The organism is Frankia sp. AgPm24 (assembly GCF_023243055.1).
Lineage (GTDB): Bacteria > Actinomycetota > Actinomycetes > Frankiales > Frankiaceae > Frankia > Frankia umida.
In genome coordinates this window covers 28451-53813 of record NZ_JALKFW010000005.1, presented here as the reverse complement: position 1 = coordinate 53813, position 25363 = coordinate 28451, and the positions used below count along the sequence as shown (strand labels likewise).

12 protein-coding genes are annotated in these 25363 nt (G+C 71.9%); 3 read left to right on the top strand and 9 right to left on the bottom strand.

Annotated elements, in window-relative coordinates; genetic code table 11:
* The first annotated feature begins 29 nt into the window (after positions 1-29).
* A complete protein-coding gene (locus MXD61_RS03550) occupies positions 30-2348 on the top strand; it encodes an MMPL family transporter (protein ID WP_248811425.1) in 2319 nt (772 codons plus the stop codon).
* A 180-nt stretch (positions 2349-2528) separates the two neighbouring features.
* Here the strand turns inward: MXD61_RS03550 and MXD61_RS03545 are convergent, their stop codons facing one another.
* The 6 genes from MXD61_RS03545 to MXD61_RS03520 all read right to left on the bottom strand — a co-directional run bounded on the left by MXD61_RS03545 (position 2529) and on the right by MXD61_RS03520 (position 12612).
* A complete protein-coding gene (locus MXD61_RS03545; RefSeq protein ID WP_374628418.1) occupies positions 2529-3956 on the bottom strand; it encodes a glutamine synthetase family protein in 1428 nt (475 codons plus the stop codon).
* A 113-nt stretch (positions 3957-4069) separates the two neighbouring features.
* The gene (locus MXD61_RS03540; RefSeq protein WP_248811423.1) at positions 4070-6058 is read right to left on the bottom strand and encodes an IucA/IucC family siderophore biosynthesis protein; all 1989 of its coding nucleotides are present in this window, start codon (positions 6056-6058) and stop codon (positions 4070-4072) included.
* Entirely contained in the window at positions 6055-7656 is a 1602-nt protein-coding gene (locus tag MXD61_RS03535; RefSeq protein ID WP_374628376.1) for a lysine N(6)-hydroxylase/L-ornithine N(5)-oxygenase family protein, read from the bottom strand. Before MXD61_RS03535 ends, MXD61_RS03540 begins: the two co-directional genes overlap by 4 nt.
* Positions 7653-9488: an IucA/IucC family siderophore biosynthesis protein gene (locus MXD61_RS03530; RefSeq protein ID WP_248811422.1), complete on the bottom strand. Its 1836-nt coding sequence runs from the start codon at positions 9486-9488 to the stop codon at positions 7653-7655. The genes MXD61_RS03535 and MXD61_RS03530 overlap by 4 nt, the downstream gene beginning before the upstream one ends.
* Positions 9485-11080, bottom strand: coding sequence for a pyridoxal-dependent decarboxylase (locus MXD61_RS03525; RefSeq protein WP_248811421.1), 1596 nt, complete (start codon positions 11078-11080; stop codon positions 9485-9487). The genes MXD61_RS03530 and MXD61_RS03525 overlap by 4 nt, the downstream gene beginning before the upstream one ends.
* On the bottom strand, positions 11077-12612 hold the full coding sequence (locus tag MXD61_RS03520; RefSeq protein WP_248811420.1) for a diaminobutyrate--2-oxoglutarate transaminase family protein: 1536 nt from the start codon (positions 12610-12612) through the stop codon (positions 11077-11079). Before MXD61_RS03520 ends, MXD61_RS03525 begins: the two co-directional genes overlap by 4 nt.
* Before the next feature lie 532 nt (positions 12613-13144).
* On the opposite strand from MXD61_RS03520, the gene MXD61_RS03515 reads away from it, so the two are divergent.
* On the top strand, positions 13145-14593 hold the full coding sequence (locus MXD61_RS03515) for an alanine racemase (RefSeq protein WP_248811419.1): 1449 nt from the start codon (positions 13145-13147) through the stop codon (positions 14591-14593).
* Here MXD61_RS03515 and leuS read toward each other — a convergent pair.
* From leuS to MXD61_RS03500, 3 genes are all read right to left on the bottom strand, one after another.
* The gene (leuS, locus tag MXD61_RS03510; protein WP_251079385.1) at positions 14556-17060 is read right to left on the bottom strand and encodes a leucine--tRNA ligase; all 2505 of its coding nucleotides are present in this window, start codon (positions 17058-17060) and stop codon (positions 14556-14558) included. The genes MXD61_RS03515 and leuS overlap by 38 nt on opposite strands.
* 335 nt (positions 17061-17395) lie before the next feature.
* Positions 17396-18415, bottom strand: a complete 1020-nt coding sequence (locus tag MXD61_RS03505; protein WP_248811417.1) for an ATP-binding protein — start codon at positions 18413-18415, stop codon at positions 17396-17398.
* Between the two features lie 174 nt (positions 18416-18589).
* Positions 18590-20782, bottom strand: coding sequence for a SpoIIE family protein phosphatase (locus tag MXD61_RS03500; RefSeq protein ID WP_248811416.1), 2193 nt, complete (start codon positions 20780-20782; stop codon positions 18590-18592).
* 174 nt (positions 20783-20956) lie between these two features.
* Here MXD61_RS03500 and MXD61_RS03495 point away from each other — a divergent pair, with 174 nt between their 5' ends.
* The gene (locus MXD61_RS03495) at positions 20957-25342 is read left to right on the top strand and encodes a HAMP domain-containing protein (RefSeq protein ID WP_248811415.1); all 4386 of its coding nucleotides are present in this window, start codon (positions 20957-20959) and stop codon (positions 25340-25342) included.
* Positions 25343-25363: the final 21 nt, after the last annotated feature.

The window sequence follows — 25363 nt, the reverse complement described above, 5'->3', positions numbered from 1 at the left end:
CCCTGAGAGCCCGATCGAGGGAGGACACCGTGTTCGCGATCCTGGTGGCGTTGACCACGCGACGGACGCGGCTGGTCCTCGCCGGCACGGCGGTCCTGGTGGTTCTCGGGGCGCTGCTGGGCAGCACCGCGTTCGGCAAGCTGCGGACCGGCGGGTTCGACGACCCCCGTTCGGATTCCAGCCGTGCCGTCGACGTCCTCGACGAGCACTTCCACGGACGGGCGAACGTGCTGCTGCTCGTCACCGCCCGGGTGGGCGAGGTCGACGACCCTCGGGTGGTCGCCGCCGGTCGGGCGGTCGCCGCGGACCTGGCCGCCCAGCCCGGCGCCCGCGACGTCGTGTCCTACTGGTCCGGCGCGGGCAGCGCGCTGCGCTCGCAGGACCGCCGTTCGGCCCTGGTGGTGGCCAGCGTCGCCGACGACGATGACGCGTCGGACGTGGTGAAGCGGTATGCCTCCCGGGCGTTCGACCCCCCCGAGGTGACCGTCGAGCCCGGGGGCGCGGCCGCGATCAACAACGACATCGGCGATCAGGTCTCCAGCGATCTCGCGGTGGCCGAGTCGATCGCCATCCCGATCACCCTGGTCCTGCTGGTCGTGGCGTTCGCCGGGGTGGTCGCGGCGCTGCTGCCGCTGGCCGTGGGTCTGCTCGGGATGGTGGGTGGCCTCGCGATCCTCGCGGTCATCGGTAGCGCCACCGATGTCTCGATCTTCGCGGTGAACCTGACCTCCGCGCTCGGCCTCGGCCTCGGCATCGACTACTCGCTGTTGATGGTCAGCCGATTCCGCGAGGAACTGGCCGCGGGCCATGACCGTGCGTCCGCGGTCTCGATCACCGTGCGCTCCGCCGGTCGAACCATCTTCTTCAGCGGCGCCACGGTGGTCGTGAGCCTGGTCGTGATGTTGTTGTTCCCGCCGTTCTTCCTGCGCTCCATGGCCTATGCCGGCATCTCGGTCACGGTGGTGGCGGTGCTCGCCGCGGTGGTCGTGCTGCCCGCGCTGCTCATGGTGCTGGGTGAGCGGGTGAACGCCTGGCACGTGGGTGGCCTGATCGGACTGGTCCGTCGGCGCCGGCAGAAGGCGCCCGAGGCCGCACCCGAGGCCGCGGAGTCGGCGTTCTGGCGGCGGGTGGCCTCGACCGTCATGGCCCACCCGGTCCTGACCGGACTACCGGTGATCGTGATCCTGCTCGTGCTCGCCGCCCCGTTCCTGCACGTCCAGTTCGGCACACCGGACGACCGGGTGCTGCGGCCGGGAGCCGCCGCCAGCCGCACGGTCGGCGACGCGCTGCGCGAACGCTTCCCCGCTGACCTGTCCGGATCGATGGAGGTGGTCGTCCAGCAGGACGGGCGCGGCGCGCTCGATCCCGCCGCGCTGTCGGCCTATGCGAACACCCTGTCCCGGCTGCCTGACGTCGCCCGGGTGGACTACGCCCTCGGCACCGTCGTCCGTGGGAGGCAGACCGCACCCCCCAACGCGACCAGTGTGCGTTTCCGCGCCGCGGGTGACGACCTGTTGCAGGTGGTCCCCGCGGTGGACTACGCGTCCACCCAGGCCCGGGCGCTGGTCCATGCGACGCGTGCGCTGCCCGCGCCCGGCGGCAGCACCGTCCTGGTGGGGGGTGCGCCCGCCGTCCTCGTCGATGGCCGGTCTGCGATCGGTGATCGGCTGCCGCTGGCGCTCGGGCTCATCGCGCTGGCGACGTTCGTCCTGCTGTTCCTGTTCACCGGCAGCGTGCTGCTGCCGGTGAAGGCGATTCTGCTCAACGGACTGTGCACCTGCGCGGTGTTCGGCGCCGCGGTCTGGATCTTCAGTGACGGTCATCTGTCCGGCCTGCTCGACTTCACCCCGGGCCCGCTCGACACCTCCATGCCCGTGCTGCTGTTCTGTATCGCCTTCGGCCTGTCGATGGACTACGAGGTGTTCCTGCTGTCGCGGATCAAGGAGGTGCGTGACACCGGGGCGAGCAACGTCGAGTCGGTCGCCACCGGCCTCGCCAGGGTCGGCCGGATCGTCAGCACCGCCGCCGCCCTGCTCGCGGTCACCTTCGTCGCGTTCGCCACCTCCTCGGTGCGCTTCATCCAGATGTTCGGGGTCGGCACGGCGCTGGCCATCGTGCTTGACGCCACCCTCATCCGGGGGGTGCTGGTCCCGGCGTTCATGCGGGTCGCCGGCGGCGCGAACTGGTGGGCGCCCGGCCCGTTGCGGGCGCTGCACCGCCGGTTCGGACTACATGAGCACGTCGAGGACGTCCCCCAGCCGGGGGCTCCGCCGCCGGCGCCCCGCGACAGCGCCACCGCCGACGCCGACGCCCCCGTCCGCTCGTCAGACCCAGCCCACCAGCCCTGACCGGCCAGCCCGCCTGACCCACCAGCCCTGACCCACCAGCCCTGACCCACCAGCCCTGACCCGCCCGTCAGTCCTGGCCCGCCAGCCCTGACCCGCCCGTCAGTCCTGGCCCGCCCGTTCGCTTGTCCGCTTGGGTGGTGCTCGGAGCCGTCCGTTCGGGCCACGCCCGGAGCCGGCGGGTCAGCTGCGCTCGAAGCCGCGCTGGCGCTCCCAGTCGGTGACGGTCCGCTCGTGGCCGGTCAGCTCGACCTCGGCCGCATGGGCCAGGTGGGCGACGACCCGTTCGCCGAAGGCCGCCCGGGCGACGGGGCTGGAGCGCCACCGGTCGACGGCGGCGCGCAGCGTCGTCGGCAGCGGAGGCAGGCCGGGCATCGTGAACGCGTTACCGACCCGTCCGGGCTCCAGTTCCAGCCCCTGGCGAACTCCGTACAGGCCGGCGGCGAGGATGCCGGCGACGGCCAGGTACGGGTTCGCGTCCCCACCGGGCACCCGGTGCTCGATGCGCAGGCCTGCCCCGGCACCGACCACCCGCACCGCGCAGGTCCGGTTGTCCCGGCCCCAGCTGATCCCGGTCGGGGCGAACGCCCCGGGAGCGAGCCGCTTGTAGGAGTTGACGTTCGGTGCGAACAGCAGTGTGAAGTCGGCCAGGCAGGCCAGCTGCCCCGCCACGAAGGAGCACATCAGGGGCGACATGCCGACGGTGTCCGTGCGGGCGGGCCGCCCTGGTCGGTGAGGAGGACGCCCGGTCCCGGTCCCGGTCCCGGTCCCGGTCCCGGCGCCGGCGCCGGGTGCGTCGTGCTGGTCGGGGGCGGCCGCGAAGACGGGTTCCGCACTGGTGGCGTCGCGCAGGGACAGGTGGATGTGGCAGGAGTTGCCCTCGCCCTGGTCGTACTTCGCCATGAAGGTCAACGCCTGCCCGCCTGCCGCGGCGATCCGCTTCGCGGTGATCTTGTACAGGGCGTGGATGTCGCAGGCCGCCAGCGCCTCGGCGTACCGGAACACGATCTCGTACTGGCCCGGATGGACCTCCCCCCGGGCCGATTCCACCGCGATGCCGGCCTCGCGCATCGCCACCCGGATGCGCCGGGTCAGATCGTCCAGCCCCTCCGTGCCGAACAGGGCGTAGTCGATGTTGTAGCGGCTGGCCGGGGTGAGTCCGGCCCACGAACGTCGGGCCGCGCGGTCGTAGGACTCGCGGAAGGCCAGAAACTCCAGTTCGGTGCCGACCAGGGCCTGCTGACCCGCCTCGCGCAGCGCGTCGAGCTGACGGCGAAGGATGGCCCGGGGAGAGACGTCCACCACCGTCCCGTCGGGCCAGTAGGCGTCCGCGAGGACCACCCCGCACGAGCGGCGCCACGGTGCCCGGCGAAGACTCGTCAGATCGGGACGCAGCCGCAGGTCCCCGAAACCACCGTGCCAGGGGGTGTGCGGAAAGCCGTCGTCGGTCCGCATGTCGACGTCGACGGCGTGCAGGTAGGTGCAGGCCCCGAGCCCCTGGGGGAGCACCTCGTCGGCGAAGTGCTCCGGGGACACCGCGCTGCCGACCAGCCGGCCCTGCAGGTCGACGGTGGCCACGACCACCTCGTCGATCGGGTCGTCACCGTGCATCAGTTCGTGCAGCGTCTGGGTTCCTCGACGGTCGGTCGCCTCGGCGGGTGCGGCGGCCGGGGCGGTGAGCTCCTGCCCCGACCGGGCGGGTGGAATCGGCGCCGGCAACGACGTCATGTGCTCTCCGTTCGTCCCGTCCGTCTGGGCGGCGCCGGTGGGATGGGGCGGCCGGGCACACTGGCCACCGGATTGGCGACGGTACCCCGCATCAGGTCGAACCCGCCGTCACGTGCGGGTCGGTCGTGGAACCCGGCACCGGCGAACTGCTCTCGGTTCAGACAGACCCGGTCGAATCGGGGGATGAGCAGGTCGACCTCGCCGAAGCGGGCGGCGAGCTCGGGGAAACGGGCGTGGTAGTCGTCCATCGTCGCGCGGACCAGCCCCCAGAACTCCTCCTCGTCGACCTCGAGATGATCGGCGACGAGGACCGAGAAGTAGCGGAAGTGCCCGGCGAAGACGGCGGAGAGCACCGCATGTGCGAGCTCGCGGCCGGGCCAGCGACGGCAGTGCTCGTCCACCGCCGCCGGCAGCGGCCCACGCTCGGGGAAGTGGCCGTCGACCAGTTCGACGTCCGCCCCGAAATCCTTGATCGCGATGCGCCGGGGGATCTGCTCGGCGTCGAAGACACACAGCACGTTCTCGCCATGTGGGGTGAACGCGACGCCGTACCGGTACAGGAAGTGCAGCAGACCGGGGAGCAGCGCGGTGAACAGCGCCCGTAGCCAGACCCGGGGCTCCTGGCCCGATCGGGCCACGAGTTCGGCGAGCAGCGATCTCCCGTCCGAGCCGATCATGAGCAGCGCCGCGAGGCTGCGGGCCCGCTCCCCCTCGGCCAGGTAGGCGTCCACCGGCTCCCGCCAGATCACCCCGAGCAGTTCGTGCAGGCGATACGGTGCCGCGGGCAGGGCCTCGTAGGCGCTGTGGCTGACGGCGGCCCCGGCGACCTCGGGCAGCGGCTGGAGACCGCTGACCTCACGCAGGAACGGGTCGGCGGCGCACAGCGCGAGCAGCCAGCGGGACACCGGCGGCCCGGCGAGGGCGTCGGCGGCCGACATCCCACGCCAGACCAGTGTGTTGCGGATCATCAGGGCGAGTTTGACGTTGCGCCGCCTCGGCCGGTCGACGTTGGCCAGGGTGCGCACCGCCTGCATCGGGACATAGCGGTCCGGCGCCTCGCCCAGACGGACCAGGCGTCCCGTGGCCAGTTCCGCCGCGAACAGCGTGACGACCACGTTCTCCCACTGCCAGGGATGCACCGGAAGCCACACGTACACCGGCCCGGCCGGATCAGCGATGGCGGCGGGCCGCGTGCCGCCCGAGGACGCCGGCTCGGCCAGGGTCGCCCTGAGCACCTCGGCGAACCGCAGCCGGACCGACTCGTCGAGTTCCTGTGCCAGGAACCCGACCTGGCTCGGCTGACCGGAGAGTTCGGACCAGACAGCCAGGTCCGGATGGGCGGCGACCCACACCAGCCGGAAGGGACGATGGCTTTCGGGGCTGTAGCGCTCCACCGCCGCGGCGAAGCCGATGCGCCCCTTGTTCGCGACCAGGCAGGGGTGGCCGCTCTGACATCCCTCGAGGTCGGTGAGGGACAGGTCCGCGAGCCGCGCCGCGGGCCGTGCGCCGGCCAGCAGCCGCGCATCGGCGGCCTGGGTCGCGAGCAGGTCCCGGATGACATCGGCGAGGACGGGATCGGACCAGCCGAGCAGGGACTGCGCCTCCCGCAGGAACATCACCGGATCGTCCGCGGCCTGGTCCGCGCCGGCGGTGGGAGTCCGCGCCACGCTGGCGGGTTCGATCCACCAGGAACCGAACGTCCCGCGCCGGGCCTGGAAGCGGTAGTCGGCGTGGGCGGTCGGCACCCGGTAGGCATGCACCGGACCCCGCCCGATCGCGGCATCCGCCGGTCGGATGTCCGGGGGGCTCGTCACCCGGCCCGACCGGCCGGCCGCCGGCCCGATCTCCGGTTCGGCCAGGGGGGTGATCAGCTCCTCGTAGGCCAGCTCGGCGAGAAGTCGGACCAGCAGGGCCCGACCGGCCTGCCGCCAGCGCGCGGCGGTCTCGCCCGCGGACGTCCGCGGGCGCTCGACCGGGCCCGTCACGGTCGTACCCGATCGAGGATCCCCGGATCGGGCCGGGTGGCACCTGGGACGTCGGCGGCCCGGATGCTGGCCGCGGTGTCGGTGGCAGAGTCGGTGTCGGTGGCAGAGTCGGTGGCAGAGTCGGTGTCGGTGGCAGAGTCGGTGTCGGTGTTGGTGGCCGCTGGCGGTGGCGTGGGCGGCGGGGCGCCGAAGGTGGTGAACGCGTTGGGCGACGGGAGCCGGTGGGCGCGCCCACCGGTCAGGTCGTCGAGGATCACGGCGGATCGCCACGCACCGAGACCCAGATCGGGGGCGCCGACCCCATGGGTGTGCAGCTCGGCGTTCTGGACGTAGATGCGTCCGGTGACCTCGGAGGTGGTCGCCACGCGATAGCGGTCGTCGACCACGAACCGCCCGCTGGCATCGAGCTCGAGCAGGCCCGCGATCGGACCCAGCAGGCTGGGGCGACGGGCGGCGTACCCGGTGGCCAGCACGACGGCGTCCGCGGCCAGCGCGAAGGGGACGTCCTGCTCCCGATGGCGGCAGGCGAGGGTGATCTCGTCGCGCTCGTGGCACTGGCTCGCCGTCTCGACCGTGACACCCGGCAGCAGTGTGGCCCCAGGCTCGCCGCCGTCGATGGTGCGCTCGTAGAGCAGGTCGTAGATCTGCGCGATCGTGTCCGTGTCGATCGCCCTGTGCAGCTGCCACTGCGCCGGCACGAGGGCGTCCTTGCGGTGCTGGGCCAGACCATGGAAGTAGCGCACGTGGTCGGGGGTGAACTGTTCGAGTCCGAGCTTGGAGTACTCCATCGGGGCGAAGGCGGGGGTGCGGGTCACCCAGGTCAGATGGCGGCCCGCCGGCGCGGGGCCACGCAGCAGGTCGGCGACGATCTCCGCCCCCGACTGGCCCGATCCGACCACGGTGATCCGGGGCCGGTCGGCCAGTTCCGCCCGGCGCTGCCGGTAGTGCGCGCTGTGGAAGGCCCGATCGGGGGAGACACCGGTGAAGGCGGCCGGAACGGCCGGTTCGGTGCCGATGCCGAGGACCAGATTCCGGGCGTGGATCACTCGAGCGGACCAGGCCCTGGTCGGTTCGGGAGACGCGTCCCCATCCTGGGGGGAACCGCTGCGGCGCAGCGCGACCCGGAACAGGCCGGCGGTGGCGTCCCAGTGGACGGCCTCGGCCCGGACACCGAAGTGCGTCGAGGGCAGACCGCGGGCGACCCAGCGGCAGTAGGCGTCGTACTCCCGCCGCGGAATGTGGAAGCGCTCGTAGAAGTAGAAGCGAAACAGCCGGTCGTGGGCCCGCAGATAGGACAGGAACGACCACCGGCTGGTCGGATCGATGAGTGTGACCAGATCGGCCAGGAACGGCACCTGCAACGTGGTGCCGTCCAGCAGCAGCCCCGGATGCCAGCTGAAGGCCGGCGCCTGGTCGACAAAAACGGACCGCACGGCGGGCAGGCCGTCGGCGAGCGCGGCCAGCGACAGGTTGAACGGACCGAGCCCGATCCCGACGACGTCGTAGACGGTGTCCTGCGGCCGGGACGGACCGGACCCGGCCGGCTCGCTGGCCGGCACGCTCCGGTCACCGTCGGTGGTCGCAACGGGGGATCTCACGGGGTGCCCTCCAACAGCGGATTCGGAATCTGCACGTAGACCGACTGGGTGGCCACCGGCCCGATCAGTTCGTCACGTCCGTCGACCAGGGTCCGCAGATTGCCCTTGCTGGGCAACATGGTGGCGCCGAGCAGAGTCGACAGCAGCCGGCGACGAGCTCGCGGCGGGCGGTGGTCAGCCTGGCCCGTGCGGGCGGTGCGGTCCAGCCGCGTGAGCAGCACGCGGACCCGGCCAAGGAGGCGGTGTTCGTCGGCGACACCGGCCGCTCCCAGCGCGCCGACGACCGCGAACACGTTGTTCACGAACAGGTAGTAGATGATCCGATCGATGATCAGCGCGTCCGGGAACACCACGTCGAGCCCGGTGGCGAAGCCCGGGAGCAGACGGCGCGTGGCCTCGACGGCCGACTCGCCGATGTAGTAGCCCTGGCTGTCGCGGTACCAGCCGGCCACCGGCCAGCCATCGTCGTCCAGGCTGACCAGGGTGTTCTGCAGATGTGCCTCGATCCCGACCCCGTGGTGCAGGTAGAGGTCCAGCACGGGGGTCACCAGGACGGCCAGGTACCGGTCGAACCACGCCTCGGCGAGGCTCCCGAGCGACTCGCCGTGGCGGGTGTGGCGGGCGATCAGCAGCGCGGGAAGCATCGCGGCGCGGGCCCGGCCGAGGCCGTCCACCGCCTGATCGGGCCGGATGGCGAGCAGGGCGGACAGGCACACCGCCCGATCGGCGGGCCCGAACGGATTGATCCGCAGGGCCGTCTCCAGGCCCGGTGCGTCGACGGCGACCCAGTGCGGCTCCCCGATCAGGTGGAAGGCGGGATGCCGGGCGGCGAGGGCGGCGCCGAGCCCGGCATCGACCAGCCGGGTGATCGTCTCGGCCAGGCGCAGCTCGTCACGGAGCAGGACCCGCCGGGAGTTGGTGATGCGCAGGCCCAACGACAGTTTCAGCATCACCGCGCGGTCCGGCCGCCAGACCGACCGCACCGAGGTGGTGGCGTGCCAGGCGGCACCGGCGACGCCGAGGTCGACCAGCCGGCCGTCCGCGAGCAGCGCAGCGACCGGCCCGGCCGGGTCGGAAAGCAGCTCCCGGGCCTGCCAGGGGTGCGCCGGGATCGGCACGAACCCAGCCGGCGGTGGGCCGCCGTCGTACAGGTCGGTGAGCAGTCGGATCAGGTCCGTGTGGGGGGCGGCACCGGACATGGCCAGAACGGTGGGGTGCGCGGCGAACCAGTGCAGGGCGAACGAGCCCCCCCGTTCGGGGGAGTAGCGGGCGATCGCCTCGTCGGAGGCGCCGTGGCGGCTCTGCGCCGCAGGGTGGAACGGATGTCCGGTGAGTGAGGCCTGCTCCGCGACCAGAAAGGGCGCCTGGCGGACCGGCAGGGCCGACGCCGGGTGCGGGGAGGCGCGGCGGGCCTGGAGATGGCCGGCGATCCGGGCGGTCGCCTCGGTGATGCGTTGCAGGGCGGTCAGGCTCGCCGTCGACGGGCCCCGCCCGCCGGTGATCTCCTCGACGATCAGCGCCGCGAGCAGGCCGGCGCTGATCGGTCCGGCGCAGGTGCCGTCCGCACCGACCAGTTCGGGCTGGTCGAAGCGGTGCCAGCCGGTCGGTGAGCGATAGGTCAGTCGAAGGCGCACGCGCAGCCCCGAGGCCAGCAGCGGCACCCAGACGGTGTCCGAGTCGATTCTGGCCGCTGGCAGGAGATCGCTTTCCCGCAGCCAGCAGCGCAGCAGGGTCTCAGCGGTGATGTCGGCGGCGACGACAGCCGCGCTCGGCTGCCCACCGAGCGCGCCATCCGCACCCGTGCCCGCGTCCGCTCCGGCCTGGTGGCTCACGGCGCGGTTCCCCTGGGGGGCGGCTCCTCGTCCGTGGCCTGGCCCGGTTGGGCCAGCAGATCACCGGTGGTGGCGATCAGGCGCAGCAGCGCCGTCACATCCGCCTGGGTGGCAGCCGGGTTGAGCAGGGTGAGCTTGAGCTGGACCGATCGTCGCGGCCCGGTCCGGGTGCGGCCGATGACGGCCCGACCGTCATGGAGCAGCCGGCGCCGGATCCGCGCGTTCACCTCGTCCGGATCGCCCGGGCCGGTCGGGCGGTAGCGAAAGACGACGGTGCTCAGTGTGACGGGGAAGGCGAGTTCCAACCGCGGATCGGCGGCCACCTGCCGCTGCGCGTGCAGCGCGAGCTCGTGGCAGGCGTCCACCCGGCTGCCCAGACCGTGACGGCCGAGCGCACGCAGGGTCACGGCGATCGGGAAGCTGTCGGGTCGCCGGGTGGTGCGCAGTGAACGGTCGAGCAGGCTCGGGTAGCCCGCCGCCTCGTCGTCGTCCGCCCGCAGGTAGTCCGCGTGGGCGGCCCGCAGGCTGGGCCAGCCGTCCGGACGGGGGGTGAGGAACACCCCGGCCGGCGCCGGCTGCCACCCCCACTTGTGCAGGTCCAGCGCGACCGAGTCGGCCTCGGTGAGGCCGGCCAGCAGCCCGGCCAGACGCGTGGAGAACAACGCCCCGCCGCCGTAGGCCGCGTCGACGTGCAGCCAGCCGCGGGTGGTGGGATCGACGGGGGGCACGTCCGGGCGATGCGCCGCCGCCGGCCCGCCGGTGGCCCAGGGCCTACGGCGGTGCTCCGCGAGCGCCGCCGCGATCTGGGGCAGGGGGTCGATCGCGCCGGCGTCGGTGGTGCCGGCCGTGGCGACCACCACGGCCGGTCCCTCGTGCTCGGCCAGCGCCTGACGCAACAGGTCGACCCGCATCCGGTCGTGCTCGTCGGTGGGAATCTCGACGACCCCCGGGTCGGGCAGGCCGAGCACGGCGGCGGCCCGGTCCACCGACAGGTGCGCGGCACTCGAGCGGAACACCCGCGGCGCACGTCGGTCGTGGTGCGCCGCGCGGCCCAGGGCCGCGTCCCGGGCCAGCAGCAGGCCCAGCAGGTTGGACTCGCTGCCGCCGGTGGTGATCGTGCCGGTGGCCCGCCGGGGATCGAAGCCGACCAGCGTCGCGAGGGCGGCGACGACCTCGGTCTCCACCGTCGTCGCCGCCGGCGCCTGATCCCAGGAGTCCAGGGAGGGATTGAGCGCGCTGACCGCGAGGTCCGCGGCCACCGCCACCGGCAGCGGTGGGCAGTGCAGATGGGCGGCGCACCAGGGATCAGCCGGTGCCACGCTGCCCGCGGCAAGCGCGGTGACCAGGTCGGTCAGCGCCGCCGCGGCGCCGATCCCGTCCGCGGTCAACAGCCCGGACGGCTCCGTCGGCTCCGTCGGGTCGCTGGTCCCCTCGGGGGAGGCGCCCAGCGCCGCGAGGATGTGGGCCCGCACCCGCGCGGGCCCACCGGCGGGCAGTGGGCCGCCTCGTCGGCGTTGCCCGTCGTCCAGCGCGGCCAGACACAGAGCGACGAGTTCGGCGAGTACCAGCGGGGGCTCGGCTGGACTACTCATGTGGCCTCGCGGCCGGTGTCCGGTCTCTCCCGTGATCCGCAGCCGGCGTGCAGGCGCCGCCCCGGGCCCGGGCCGGGCAGGCCGGGCAGACCGGGCGGGCCGGGGGCGGCCGGTGTGGCCGGCGTCGAGCCGAGTCGGCGCACCGCGGCGTCGACCGCGTCGGCCAGCATGGCCAGGGCCCGTTCGATCTGCGCCTCGGTGATGATCAGGGGTGGTAGCAGGCGGATCACCGCCGAGTGCCGGCCGCCGAGCTCGATGATCAGGCCCCGGTGCAGGCTCTCCGCCCGGATCAGGGCGGCCAGCCGAGGGTCGGCCGGATACGCGCCGGCGCTGTCCGGTTCGCCGCTCGGGTCGACGATCTCGGCGCCGAGCATGAGCCCGCGGCCGCGCACATGGCCGATCTGCGGGCGCCCATGGGCGATCTCGGCGAGCCCGGCCAGCATCCGCGCACCGAGGCGTGCGCTGTGGTCGTCCAGCCCGTCGAGCCGGACCCGACGCAGGGTGGCGCGCCCCGCGGCCATGGCGAGCTGGTTACCGCGGAAGGTGCCGGTGTGCGCCCCGGGCAGCCAGACATCCAGCTCCGCCCGATAGGCGATCACCGCGAGGGGCTGCCCGCCGCCGATCGCCTTGGACATCACCAGGATGTCGGGGGTGATCCCGCTGTGTTCGACAGCCCAGAACCGGCCCGTTCGGGCCACTCCGGTCTGCACCTCGTCGACGATCATCGGGATGCCGCGCCGCCGGGTGATCTCGCGGACCGCCGTGAGCCACTCGTCCGGTGCCGGCACCACCCCCCCTTCGCCCTGGACGGGTTCGACGACCAGGGCGGCCGGACTGGTGACCCCCCCGAGCGGGTCATCCAGCAGTCGTTCGATGTAGCTGATGGACAGCTGGGCACCGCCCGGACCGGCGTTGCGATCACTGGCCTCGCCCACCCCGAACGGGCAGCGGTAGGGGTGCGGGAACGGCAGGCGGACCACCGACCCCGACGCGGGCAGCGGATTCTTCACCGCGACGTTGCCCGTGACCGCGAGCGCTCCCGCGGTCATGCCGTGGTAGCCGCCGGTGAAGGCCAGCAGGGTCTGGTTGCCGGTCGCGGTCTGGGCGAGCTTGATCGCCGCTTCCACCGCGTCGGAGCCGCTCGGGCCGCAGAAGTGCAGCTTCGCGTCCGGACCAAGGCCCGCCGGCAGGCTGGCCCGCAGCTCCTCGACGAAGGCGTCCTTCTCCGGGGTGGCCAGGTCCAGGGTGTGCAGGGGGGCGCCGCTGGCGAGCGTCTCGCTGATCGCCTGGATGACATCCGGATGGTTGTGACCCAGCGCCAGCGTGCCGGCGCCGGACAGGCAGTCCAGATAGCGCCGCCCGTCCGCGCCATGGATGATCGCGCCTTCCGCCCGGACCGGGACGATCGGGAGGGTGCGTGCATAGGTGCGAGCAGCGGACTCTCGGCTGCGCTGGCGCGTAAGGATCGCGGCCGCATCGACCGCCGGAACGGAAGAACCGGCATTTGTGCCGCTGTGAGCGGAAATCGTCAAGGGGGCGACTCCCTTTTGAGCGGACCTGTTTGAGGGAAGCCTAACCTAACTTATCGGAGAATGGTGTGACGCGCGCCGGCAACGGCAGGTTCGGTCGTGCCTGGCGCGGCCACCGCCGGGCGGCGATCAGCCCATAGTCCGCCTGCATACCCCGCATCGTCGCGCGAACGCTCCACGAGGTGATGGAGCACGCCGCCGGCCGGGAAGTGTGCGGTCAGTCTCATGCGTGTGGGTGGTCACCGGGGGCGGACACACCGAATCCGTCGGTGTTGGGCGTGTGATCCAGTTGCGGCCGCAATCTGACAGTGGTGATGCGCGGATGCGGTGATCCGGTGGGACCACTCCGGGTGCCCGTGGTGACCAATCCGTGCGGATTGGCGGGAAGCGATGTTCGTTCGCGCGCTATTTCAGCGTATCGCCCCGATGGATGGTCCGCAGGGGGCAGGCTGCGGCCCAGACCCGGGACCCATCGGTTGTCGTGCGACGCGAAGCCCACCGGACACGGTCCCGAGCCGCGGAGAGGAGCGCACGGATGGAACTGCCGCCGTCGGCCGCCGGACTGCCCGCCCTGGCGGCGCACAGCCTGCCCAGCACGGTGCTGGACGCGGTGCGCCAGGGCCGGGCCGGCACGGCCGCCAGCAGTGCCTATCTGTATGACCCGGCGGTCGCGGCCGGTAAGGCCGCGGCCCTGCGGGAGTGCCTGCCGGACTGGGCCGAGATCTGCTACGCGATCAAGGCGAACGGATTCCCGCCGGTTCTCGACGCCCTGCTGGCCGGCCCGCGGCGGGCCGAACCGGCCACGTCGGGTCAGCCGGGCCTGGGAATCCACGGTTTCGAGGTCTCGTCGACCAGCGAGGTGCGCCACGCCCTGGCGGCCTTCGACCGTGCGGCCGCTGAGCGTGCGGCCGTCGACCGGGTGGGATCGAGGCGACCCGGGGTGGCCTCCAGCCGGTGGCGACTGGTCAGTTCGGGCCCGGCCAAGTCGGCCGCCCTGCTGACCGCGCTGGCCGAGCTACCGGATGCGGCCCAGCACGTGGACGCCGTGATCAACGTGGAGAGCGCGGGCGAGCTGCGCCGGCTGGAGGACCTCGCGGCCCGCCTCGGCCGGCGGGTCACCGTGGCGCTGCGGGTCAATCCCCGGCAGGTGCGCCTCACCGGGTCACTGCGGATGGGCGGACGGCCGAGCGCGTTCGGCATCCCGGAACCGGAGGTGCCCGCCGTGCTCGAACTGGCGGGGCGCCTGCCCCATCTGGACGTGGCCGGCTTCCACGTCCACGCGGTGGCCGCGAACCTCGATGCGCTGGCCCACCTGGACTATGTCCGCTGGTGCCTCGACTTCGCCATCCGCACGGCCCGGACCGCCCGGATGGAGCTGCGTGTGGTCGACGTGGGGGGTGGCTTCGGGGTGCCGTTCGAGCCCGATCGCCGGGGCGAACGCCCCTTCGCCCTGGCCCGGTTCGGGGAGGGGCTGGGCCGCCTGAGGATCCCCGCCGACGTGCGTGTGATCTTCGAGCCGGGCCGGCTGCTCGTCGCCGACTGCGGCTGGTACACCGCCGAGGTGATCGATGTGAAGCACTCCTACGGCACCGACTTCGTCGTGCTGCGCGGTGGCATCCACCACTTCGCGCTGCCGATCTCCTGGGAGATCGTGCACAACTTCGCCGTGGTGCGCCGCGGCGGCACCGCGGCGGCGCCGGTGCCGTCGGCGCCGCGTGCGGTGACCGTGGTCGGGGAGCTGTGCACCCCGGAGGACACGTTGGCCCGCGACATCACGGTCGACTCGGTGCGTCCCGGTGACGTCGTCGTCTTCCCGATGGCCGGCGCCTACGGATACGAGTTCGCCCTCACCGAGTTCCTGGGGCATGCCCGACCCCGCCGGGTCGTCCTCGCGCCCGCACCGGCGGACGAGACGAGCGGGGACGACCCGGGCGGGGACACGGCGATCAGAGCACCAGGTTCACGACCCGCGGCACCCGAATGATCATCTTGCGGACCTCGGCGCCGGCCAGCAGCCCGCGGATCTTCGGCGCGTCGAGGGCGAGGTCACGCAGTTCGTCCTCGGTCACCGCCGTCGGCACCTCGATCCGGTCCCGGACCTTTCCGTTGACCTGAATGACACAGGTCACGGTCTCCTCGACGAGCAGCGTCGGATCGAACGAGGGCCAGCCGGCGTCGGTGACCGACGGCTGGTTCCCCAGCAGCGACCAGGCCTCCTCGGCGGTGAACGGCGCGACGACGGACAGCATCCGCACGAGCGAGGACGCTCCCTCGCGCACGGCGGCCTCCGGGGTCGCCCGTGCGTCGTGGGCCTTCTTCACCGCCGTCGTCAGCTCCATCAGCCGGGCGATCGCCACATTGATCCGCTTGCCCTCCATCGCCTGCGTCACCGCGGCGATCAGCGCGTGCACCTGCTTGCGGACCGCCGGATCACCGGTGTCCGACCCGCCGCCCGCGGGACCTTCCGGGGCGGAACCATCCGTGGTGGGCTTACCTATGTCGTGCACGAGCCGCAGCACCCGGTTGAGCCATTTGGTGGAGCCGCCCGGGGACACATCGGCCCAGTCGATGTCCTCCTCGGGGGGGCTCGCGAACAGCATGGTGATCCGGACCGCGTCCGGCCCGTACTGGGCGAGCTGGTCCTGCAGGTTGACCAGGTTCCCCAGACTCTTGCTCATCGCCTTGCCGTTCATGATGACCTGACCCTGGTTGGTCAGGCGGGTGAACGGCTCGGTGAACGGCAGATAACCCAGGTCGTGCAGCACCTTGGTCATGAAACGGGCGTAGAAGAGATGGCCGGTGGCATGTTCCTTGCCGCCGACGTACTCGTCCACCGGCAGCCAGGCGCGGACCCCGGCCGGGTCGAACGGGCCGTCGGTGTAGGTCGGGTTCGGGAAACGCAGAAAATACCAGGACGAGTCGACGAACGTGTCCATCGTGTCGGTGTCCCGCGTGGCCGGCGCGCCACAGGTGGGGCAGGTGACCTTCAGCCACTGCGTCGCGGACTGCAACGGCGAACTGCCGTCCTGGGAACGCAGCTCATAGCCGGTGGTCGGCAGCCGGACCGGCAGCTGGTCATCGGGCACCGGAACCTCACCGCAGGATTCGCAGTGAATGATCGGAATGGGGGTGCCCCAGTAACGCTGCCGGGAGATGAGCCAGTCGCGCACGCGGAACGTCACCGCGGCGGTGCCCGCGCCGCGGGCCTCGAGATCCGCGATGACCGCGGCCTTCGCCGCCGGCACGGTCAGCCCGTCCAGCGGACCGGAGTTCACCAGCCGACCATCGCCCGAGGTCGCGACGCCGGTCGTGGCCGGGTCCGGCTCGTCGGTGGCGACGACGACCCGCACGGGTAGCCCGAGCGTCCGCGCGAAGTTGAGGTCACGCTGGTCATGCGCGGGTACCGCCATCACGGCGCCGGTGCCGTACTCGGCCAGCACGTAGTCGGACGCGTAGATCGGCACCGCGTCACCGGTCAGCGGGTTGCGGGCGGTCCGGCCGAGGGAGACACCGGTCATCGGCCGGTCCGTGGCCAGCCGCTCCAGCTCCGGTGTGGCGCGGGTGCGTGCCTGGTAGTCGGCGAGCGCGGCGGCCTGCTCCGGCGCGCACAGCTCGTCGGCCAGCGGTGAATCCGCGGCCACCACGAAGAACGTCGCCCCGTACAACGTGTCAGGACGTGTGCTGAAGACCCGGACGGGCTCGGCACGGCCGTCGACGGCGAAGTCGATGTGGGCGCCGACCGAACGGCCGATCCAGTTCCGCTGCATCGCCAGGACGTCGTCCGGCCAGTTGCCGGCGAGCTGGGTCATGTCGTCCAACAGACGCTGGGCGTAGTCGGAGATGCGGAAGAACCACTGGGTGAGTTTCCGCTTGATGACCTCGGTGCCGCACCGCTCACATTTACCCTGGATGACCTGCTCGTTGGCGAGCACGGTCTTGTCCGTCGGGCACCAGTTCACCGGGGCCGCCTTGCGATAGGCGAGGCCCTTCTCGAACATCCGCAGGAAAATCCACTGGTTCCAGCGGTAGTACTCGGGGTCTGAGGTGTGCAGCCGGGTGCGCCAGTCGAAGGAAATGCCGAGCCGCTTGAACGACTCCGCCTGAACCTCGATGTTCTGGTACGTCCACTCGGCCGGATCCAGGTTTCGGCGCAGCGCCGCGTTCTCCGCGGGAAGGCCGAACGAGTCCCAGCCGATGGGATGGACAACGGCACCGCCGCGCAGACGCTCGAACCGGGCGATCGCGTCGCTGATGCTGTACACCTCGGCGTGGCCCATGTGCAGGTCCCCGGAAGGATAGGGGAACATGCTCACGACATAACGCCGCCGCTTGTCGTCGTCCGCGGGCAGAAGGTCGGCCACCTCGAAGGAGTGCCGATCCTGCCAGAGCTTGAGCGTGGCCTCGTTGTCCACGGACGGTTCGAAGACGTCGGTGGTGTCGTTCTGCGCCATGTAACAGTCCTTGTCGGGGGAGTCGGCCGCACCGACCCGCACATCCAGCCGTTGTTGAGGTGATCGGTCGACAGTTATAATTCCGCTGACATGGCTTTCTGCTGGCTATAAATCCCACCGGATCTCGCGACTTCCAACCTGGAGCGCAAGTATACCCGCAGGCCAAAGGCGCGGTTTGCCGCGCGCCGCGTACCGATGGTCCTTCGAGCGCCGGCCGGATGACCACCGGGGCCCGTGATCGTCAGGTCGGGCGAATGATCGTCAGGTGGGCTGGTCGCCGCGTCGGGCGCGGCCCGCCGGCGGACGTGCGCGCTCGGCCGGCGCCGCGGCGGACCTCAGAGCAGCCGGGTGACGATCGTCGGATCGGCCTCGGTCGTCTTGTCCAGGCTGTCCCGGTCGTCCCGGACGTCGTGGTTGTCCCGGCCGCCGTGGCCCGCCTGGGCGTCGCGGGCCAGCCGGGACTCCCGACCGGGGCGGATCCGGGAGCCGCGGGGATCGGAGCTGGGGTGGGGCCGCGCGGTCAGCGACCGGGCCGGGTCGCTCAGCCCACCCATGGTGAACAGGGTCGAGTGGGACGACGAGAAGGACGCGGGTGGTCGGCTGGGTGCCGCGATCGTGCCCGCGGCGGCCGGGCTCCCGGCGGCGGAGACGGGCGGCGTGCCACCGGGGCGCGCGCCGCCGAGGGGATAGTCGGTGGCGCCCGGCGCGGGCGCCGACCTCGGCGTAGTCGTGGGCGGCACCATCTGGTCAGGCAGCGAGTCGGTGGCGCCCTGGGGCGGGGTGGTGCCCTCCCGCGGGGCGGCCGGCGGGTCGGATCGGTCGGACGAGCCCTGGGCCCGCGCGGTCGAGCCGGGGGTGGTCGAGCCTGAGGTGGTCGAGCCTGCGGTCGTCGGGTCGGGGGTGCTCGCGTCGGGGGTGAGCGGGGGCACCGGCAGGTCGAACCAGAGGTACTTGCCGGACTCCGCGGCCACGGTTCCCCAGCTGCCGGCCAGGGCGTCGAGGACGAGCAGGCCACGGCCGCCCTCGGCGTCGGCGTCGGCGGTGCGGCGCTGCGGCAGCACGGTGGACGTGTCCGACACCGAGGCGTGGATGAGACCGGGTCGCATCTCGATGAACAGCCACAGCGGTGGCTCGCCGTACTTGACGGCGTTGGTCACCAGCTCGCTCACGAGCAGCTCGGCGGTGCTGCGGACGTCCTCCGGGATGGAGGCCAGCCGCATGCCCTCCCGCAGGACATGCCGGGCCTGCGGAACGGCCGAGGGAAGGTACGGCAGTTCGGCGAGAATATGGGTTGCGGGCGGGCATCGCGTCGTCGCCTGCCGCACCACGTCCATCGGAACCGAAGACGCGCTCATCGACCACCAAGCCTGAACAACGAGGACATCGAGGTCTGGTGTACCCGCCCGGGACGGATTGAAGCGTCGGTATCCGGATCGCGCCGATTAACCCGATGCCAGGCGGGCATCCAACCCGGTTCGGGCCTGCTGACCTGGGCTGATGTCGGGCACCGGGGGATCGCCACCGGGGGATTACTCGGGCACGCGGGCGACGAGGATCGCGACGTCGTCGCGCAGGTTGCCACCGGCGAAGCGTTCGGCGGCGGTGCGGACCCGGTCGGCGATGCCCTGCGCGGACAGTCCGGCGCAGTCGCCGACGGCGGCCAGCAACCGGTCCTCACCGAGCAGTTCGTTGCCGGCCCGGGCCTCGATGACACCGTCGGTGTAGAAGATCAACGCCTCGCCGGGGCGTAGCGTGACATCGATGGCGGGGAAGGTCACCTCGTCGTCGTCGAGCACGCCCAGCAGTGTCCCGGGTCGGCCGACGAGCACGGCCTGCCCGTCGGCGCGCAGCACGACCGGCTGCGGGTGTCCGGCGAGGAAGAGCCGTAGCCGCACGCCCGCCGCCCCGGCGCCGCTCGCGGACGGGTCCGGTTCGGACAGCACGGGGCCGAGCACGGAGGCCGCGGCCAGCGTGCAGAAGCGTCCCTGACCGTTCGGGTGGGCCGCGGCGGCGTCACGCAGCGTCCGGTTCAGTTCGAGCAGGACCTCACCGAGGTCGGTGCCGCGACCGGTGAGCAGCCGCAGCACGGCGCGGGCCACCCCGGTGACGGTGGCGGCCTCGGCGCCCTTGCCGCAGACGTCACCGATCGCGATCGTCCAACCGAGCGGTCCCCACAGCAGGTCGAAGAAGTCACCGCCGACGTCGAGACCGGCGGACTGCGCGGCGCCGTAGGCGGAGCCGAGGTCGAGGCCGGTGATCTCGGGCAGCTCGGGCGGACGCAGGCCGGCCTGCAAGGTGCCGGCGAGTTCCACCTGCCGGCTGTAGAGCCGGGCGTTGTCGATGGCGAACGCGGCCCGGCGGGCGAGGTCGGCGAGCAGGTCGATCTCGTCGGCGGCGAACGCGTTGCCTTCGGGACGGCCCAGGGCCAGCACACCGAGTACCCGACGGCGGGCCCGCAGCACCATGACGAGTGCCGGACCGCCGAACGCGGCCAGGGAACGGGCCCGGTCTCCGCTGGCGCCGCGCACCGCGGCCATCAGCGGGCCGGTCGGGTCCGCGGCCGCGTCGGCGAGCGCGCTCTCCATGCTCTCCTCGGCGTGGGTGGCCTGCCACAGCGTCGGATCGGCGTTCTCCCGATGCAGGTAGACGGTGCACCACTGGGCGAGGCGCGGGACGGGCAGCCGTGCCAGCAGCGCCATCGAGTGGCCGATGTCGAGGCTGCCGGCGAGCAGGTCGGACGCCTCGGCGAGAAACGACAGCATGCCGATGCGACGTTCCTCGGCTCGGCGCATGTCGCCACCGCCGAGGGCCAGGGCCATCCAGCGGGAGGCCAACCGCACCCGTTCGACGTCACCGTGGGTCAGGCCCGCCGTCGACTCCGGCCACAGCAGCAGTTCACCGAGGCTGCCCTGGGTGGGGTCGAGCGGGAAGGCGAGGGCGTCGATGTCCTCGCCGAGGGCACCGAGGGTCGCCACGACCTCGACCCGTCCACCGTCGCGCCCGGGCCGGCGGACCTCACCGGCGTTGACCGCGAGCGCGTCGACGAGCTGCGCCAGCAGTTCGTTCACCTCACCTTCGGCGGTGAGCGCGCGGGCGGTGTCGCGGGCGATCAGCCGTGGCGGCCGGGCCTGCGCCGGCACCAGGACGGCCACCTCGGTGCCGTCACCGCCGGTGCCGCCGCTGTAGGCGGTGTGGCCGGGGCCGGCATCCTCGTCCGTCAGGTCGGCGGAGATGGTCTCGGCGGAGATGGTCTCGGAGGGGACGTCGGGGGGTGTGAGCAGGAACCAGACGGTCTTGCCGCCGCGGCCGTGCTCGGTGCCCCAGCTGGTGGCCAACGCGTCCACGAGGGCGAGGCCACGACCGTCCTCGCGGAGCCCGTCGATGCCGAAGTCGGCCTCCTCGGCGAACGCGGACGGCGGCCGGGGCACCTCGACCTTCTTGACCCGGGACATCCCGATGCGCACGGGATGGCGGTCCGCGACGCCGATGCGCACGCCGGGGCCCTGTGGGCGCACGTCGACGGTGGCGGCGGTGCCCGCGTGCACCACGACGTTGGTGACCAGTTCCGTCACGAGCAGCAGTGCGGAATCCAGCAGATCATCGTCGAGACGTCCGCGTAGGGTTTCGAGTACGAACCGTCGCGCGGACCGAGGGGAGTCGGGCGTGGGCGGCAGCGTGATGGCATGCGTCGACGTGGCCGGACCGCCTCCTGCGCCAGTCATGTCGCTTAGTCTCTCCTGCGTTGTCCGTCGTGAGGCGGATACTGGCGGCTGGTGTCACCTGTCCACCGACGTCCGCCACGTCGGTGTCCCATGGAGATCGCCCCCTGGTCCGGGCAGCTCCGCCCGGCCTGTCGTCCGAGACGATCGTGCCGACCGAGCTCAGCTAGGAGACCGATGAGTGCCACTGACGACCACCAGTCCCCGGCCCGCCGCGACTCTGCTGTGCCCGCCGATGCGCCCGCCCCCAGTGCCGATCCTGCCGTGTCGAGCGCCGACGCCTTGTTCGTTGGTGCCGCTGCTGTCTCGTCCGGTGCTGTCTCGTCCGGTGCTGTCTCGTCCGGCCGCGACGTTACCGCGACCATCGTCCCCCATGCACCACACGACCCGCATGCACCCCAGGTTGGTGGGGATGTCGGGGTGGCCCGGCCGTCGTCGGACGATCTGATCGCCGATCTGCTGGTCGGGCTGACCAGGCTGGGCGAGGGCGACTTCTCCACCCGGCTCTCGGTGCCGGGGGCGGCCCAGGGTGGTGTGGCGGGTGAGGTGCTGCGACGGTTCGACGAACTGGCGGCGCTGCAGGAGCGCCACGCGCGCGAACTGGCCCGGGTCAGCAAGGTCATCCGCCGGGACGGGCGGCTCACCCTGCGGATGGAGGATCTGGGCAGCCCGGGTGGCTGGTCGGACATGACGCAGGCGGTCAACTCCCTCATCGACGACCTGGCCCGGCCGACGCACGAGGTCGCCCGGGTCATCGCCGCGGTGGCCGAGGGCGACCTGTCCCAGCATATGGCGCTGGAGATCGCCGGCCAGCCGGTGCGCGGCGAGTTCCTGCGGATCGGTACCACCGTGAACACCATGGTGGACCAGCTGTCGTCGTTCGCGGACGAGGTGACCCGGGTGGCCCGCGAGGTGGGCACCGAGGGCAACCTGGGCGGGCAGGCGAAGGTCAAGGGGGTCTCCGGGGTCTGGGCGGACCTGACCGAGTCGGTGAACTCGATGGCGGGCAACCTGACCAGCCAGGTCCGCAACATCGCCCAGGTGACCACGGCGGTGGCCCAGGGCGACCTGTCCCAGAAGATCACCGTGGACGCGCGGGGTGAGATCCACGAGCTCAAGTCGACCGTCAACACGATGGTCGACCAGCTCTCGGCGTTCGCCGACGAGGTCACCCGGATGGCCAAGGAGGTCGGCACCGAGGGCAAGCTCGGCGGCCAGGCCCAGGTCAAGGGGGTCTCCGGGGTCTGGCGGGACCTCACCGATTCGGTCAACGTGATGGCCGGCAATCTGACCACCCAGGTGCGCAGCATCGCCGAGGTGGCGGCGGCGGTGGCCCGCGGCGACCTGACCAGGCAGATCACCGTCGACGCCCGCGGTGAGGTCGCCGGCCTCGCGCACACGCTGAACACGATGGTCGACCAGCTGTCGTCGTTCGCGGACGAGGTGACCCGGGTGGCCTGGGAGGTGGGCACCGAGGGCAACCTGGGTGGGCAGGCGCACGTGCGTGGGGTGTCCGGGGTGTGGCGCGACCTGACCGAGTCGGTGAACTCGATGGCGGGCAACCTGACCAGCCAGGTCCGCAACATCGCCCTGGTGGCCACGGCGGTGGCCCGCGGCGACCTGTCGCAGAAGATCACCGTCACCGCGCAGGGCGAGATCCTCGAACTCAAGGACACCCTGAACACGATGGTCGACCAGCTGTCGTCGTTCGCGGACGAGGTGACCCGGGTGGCCCGCGAGGTCGGCACCGAGGGGGCGCTCGGCGGGCAGGCGCACGTGCGTGGGGTGTCCGGGGTGTGGCGGGATCTCACCGAGTCGGTGAACTCGATGGCCGGGAACCTGACCAGCCAGGTCCGCAACATCGCCCTGGTGACGACGGCGGTGGCCCGCGGCGACCTGTCGCAGAAGATCACCGTGTCGGCGCAGGGTGAGATCGCCGAGCTCAAGGACACCGTCAACACGATGGTCGACCAGCTCTCCTCGTTCGCCGCGGAGATCACCCGGGTCGGCTGGGAGGTCGGTGTCGAGGGCAAACTCGGCGGCCAGGCCACCGTCGCCGGGGTCGCCGGCACCTGGAAGGACCTCACCGACAACGTCAACCAGCTGGCGACGACGCTGACGATCCAGCTTCGTGCCATCGGCGATGTGTCCACCGCCGTCACCCGCGGTGACCTGACCCGGTCCATCACGGTGGAGGCCGAGGGTGAGGTCGCCGAGCTCAAGGACAACATCAACCGGATGATCGCCCGGCTGCGGGAGACCACCGAGGTCAACGAGCAGCAGGACTGGCTGAAGTCGAACCTGGCCCGCATCGGCGGCAAGATGCAGGGCCAGCGCGACCTCTACGCGGTCTGCCAGATGATCATAAGCGAGATGGCGCCCGCGGTCGGCGCCCAGCATGGCACCGTCTACCTGCTGGACTTCATCGAAGGCGACAAGCTGCGCTACGTCGCCGGCTACGGTTCGGTGCCGCGCCGCCGCTCGGACGGCACGTTCCTGTTCGGCGAGGGTCTGATCGGCCAGGCGGCGCTCGAACGCAACCGGATTCGGGTCGAGCACGTACCCGCCGGCTACCTCAACATCCGCAGCGGGCTCGGCGAGGCGCCGCCGTGTGACCTCGTCGTCGTTCCGGTGGTGTTCGAGAACCAGGTTCTCGGTGTGATCGAGCTGGCGTCGTTCACACCGTTCTCCGAGCTGCATCTCATCCTGGTCGACCAGCTCGTCGACACCATCGGCGTCGTGCTCAACACGATCATGGCGAACGCGCGGACCGAGGAGCTGCTCGCCCAGTCCCAGCGGCTCACCCAGGAACTGCGTTCGCAGTCGGTCGAGCTGCAGCGCACCAACAACGAGCTGGAGGAGAAGGCGGCGCTGCTCGAGGACAAGAACCGCGAGATCGAGCTCGCCCGGATCGGCCTCGAGGAGAAGGCCGAGCAGCTCGCGCTGTCCTCGCAGTACAAGACCGAGTTCCTGGCGAACATGAGCCACGAGCTGCGAACCCCGCTCAACAGCCTGCTGATCCTCGCCAAGCTGCTCGCCGACAACCCCGACCGCAACCTCTCCCAGAAGCAGATCGACTTCGCCGAGACGATCCACTCCGCCGGTTCGGAACTGCTCGGCCTGATCAACGACATCCTCGACCTGTCGAAGGTCGAGGCCGGCAAGATGGACGTGGACGCCACCACGGTGCGCACCGGCGCGCTGTGCGACGCGGTGGCCACCGTCTTCGGGCCGGTCGCGGACGAGAAGGGGCTGGCGTTCGAGGTCAGCCTGGCCGCCAACGTGCCGGACGAGTTCGTCACCGACGAGCAGCGTCTGCAGCAGGTGCTCAAGAACCTGCTGTCGAACTCGGTGAAGTTCACCGACAGCGGCACGGTGCGTCTGGATGTCACCCTCGTCCGTCCCGACACCCCGCACCTGGCCAGCCACCTGCGCTCGGCGGGCACCGTCCTGTCGTTCGCCGTCAGCGACACCGGGATCGGGATCGCCGCCGAGAAGCTCCGCATGATCTTCGAGGCGTTCCAGCAGGCCGACGGCACCACCTCACGTCGCTACGGCGGTACCGGGCTCGGCCTGTCCATCTCCAAGGAGATCGCCCGCCTGCTCGGCGGTTCGATCGCGGTCTCCAGCGTCGTCGGCCATGGCAGCACGTTCACGCTGTACCTGCCGTCGGCGCCGTTGGCGCAGATGCCGGCGTTCGGCGTCACACCCGGTGAGCCCGACGATGTCCTCATGATCGTCGGAGCTGCCGACAGTGGGCCGGGCCGTGCCATCGGCGAGTTGCTGCCGGCCTCCTCGCCCGGCGGGGGCGGCGAGGCGCCGGCCACGGTCGAGCGCCCCGCTGTGGCGGTGCCGGAGCTTCCCGCCGGCACCGGGCTCACCCCCGGCCCGGCCGGCCCGGGTGCCGCCGGTGGTCAGGGTGGCGCGGCCGGCGGGTCGGGTGCCGCGGGCGGCTCGGGCGGCGCGCACACCGTGTGGTCCTCATCGGGCGCTGGTGGGGTGATGAAGGGCTCCGCCGGTGGTGTCGGCCTCGGCGGGACGGGGCGGGGTTCGGGCACGGGCACGGGCGGTTCCGCGGAACCGGGCGGCGGCTGGCGAGCGACCGAGAACACGGGCATCCCGTTCCTCACCGAGCCCGCCGATGTGGACGGACGGGTCCCGGTCGACGCCCACGACGGACCGGATCCGCTGATCGACACGACGGTGCTGGTCGTGGACGACGATGTCCGCAACGTGTTCGCGCTGACAAGCGCCCTGGAGATGTACGGGATGCGGGTCCTCTACGCCGACAACGGCCATGACGCGATCCGCACCCTGCAACAGGACACCGGGCCGGTGCATCTCGTTCTGATGGACGTCATGCTTCCCGGGATGGACGGCAACGAGACGACGTCGATGATCCGTGACATGTCGGCGTTCGCGGATCTTCCGATCCTCGTCCTGACCGCGAAGGCGATGCCCGGAGATCGCGAGAAGAGCATTACCGCCGGTGCGTCGGACTACATCACCAAGCCGGTTGACCTGGAACACCTCCTCGGGGTGATGCGCGCGCATCTGTGTTGATCAGATCGCGTATGGTGCCCA

Bases quoted from the DNA above. Each gene is read 5' to 3' on its own strand.
- MXD61_RS03545 (WP_374628418.1), bottom strand. From the start codon at position 3,956: ATGCACGGTGACGACCCGATCGACGAGGTGGTCGTGGCCACCGTCGAC.
- MXD61_RS03525 (WP_248811421.1), bottom strand. From the start codon at position 11,080: ATGAGTAGTCCAGCCGAGCCCCCGCTGGTACTCGCCGAACTCGTCGCT.
- MXD61_RS03515 (WP_248811419.1), top strand. From the start codon at position 13,145: ATGGAACTGCCGCCGTCGGCCGCCGGACTGCCCGCCCTGGCGGCGCAC.
- leuS (WP_251079385.1), bottom strand. From the start codon at position 17,060: ATGGCGCAGAACGACACCACCGACGTCTTCGAACCGTCCGTGGACAAC.
- MXD61_RS03505 (WP_248811417.1), bottom strand. From the start codon at position 18,415: ATGAGCGCGTCTTCGGTTCCGATGGACGTGGTGCGGCAGGCGACGACG.
- MXD61_RS03500 (WP_248811416.1), bottom strand. From the start codon at position 20,782: ATGACTGGCGCAGGAGGCGGTCCGGCCACGTCGACGCATGCCATCACG.
- MXD61_RS03495 (WP_248811415.1), top strand. From the start codon at position 20,957: ATGAGTGCCACTGACGACCACCAGTCCCCGGCCCGCCGCGACTCTGCT.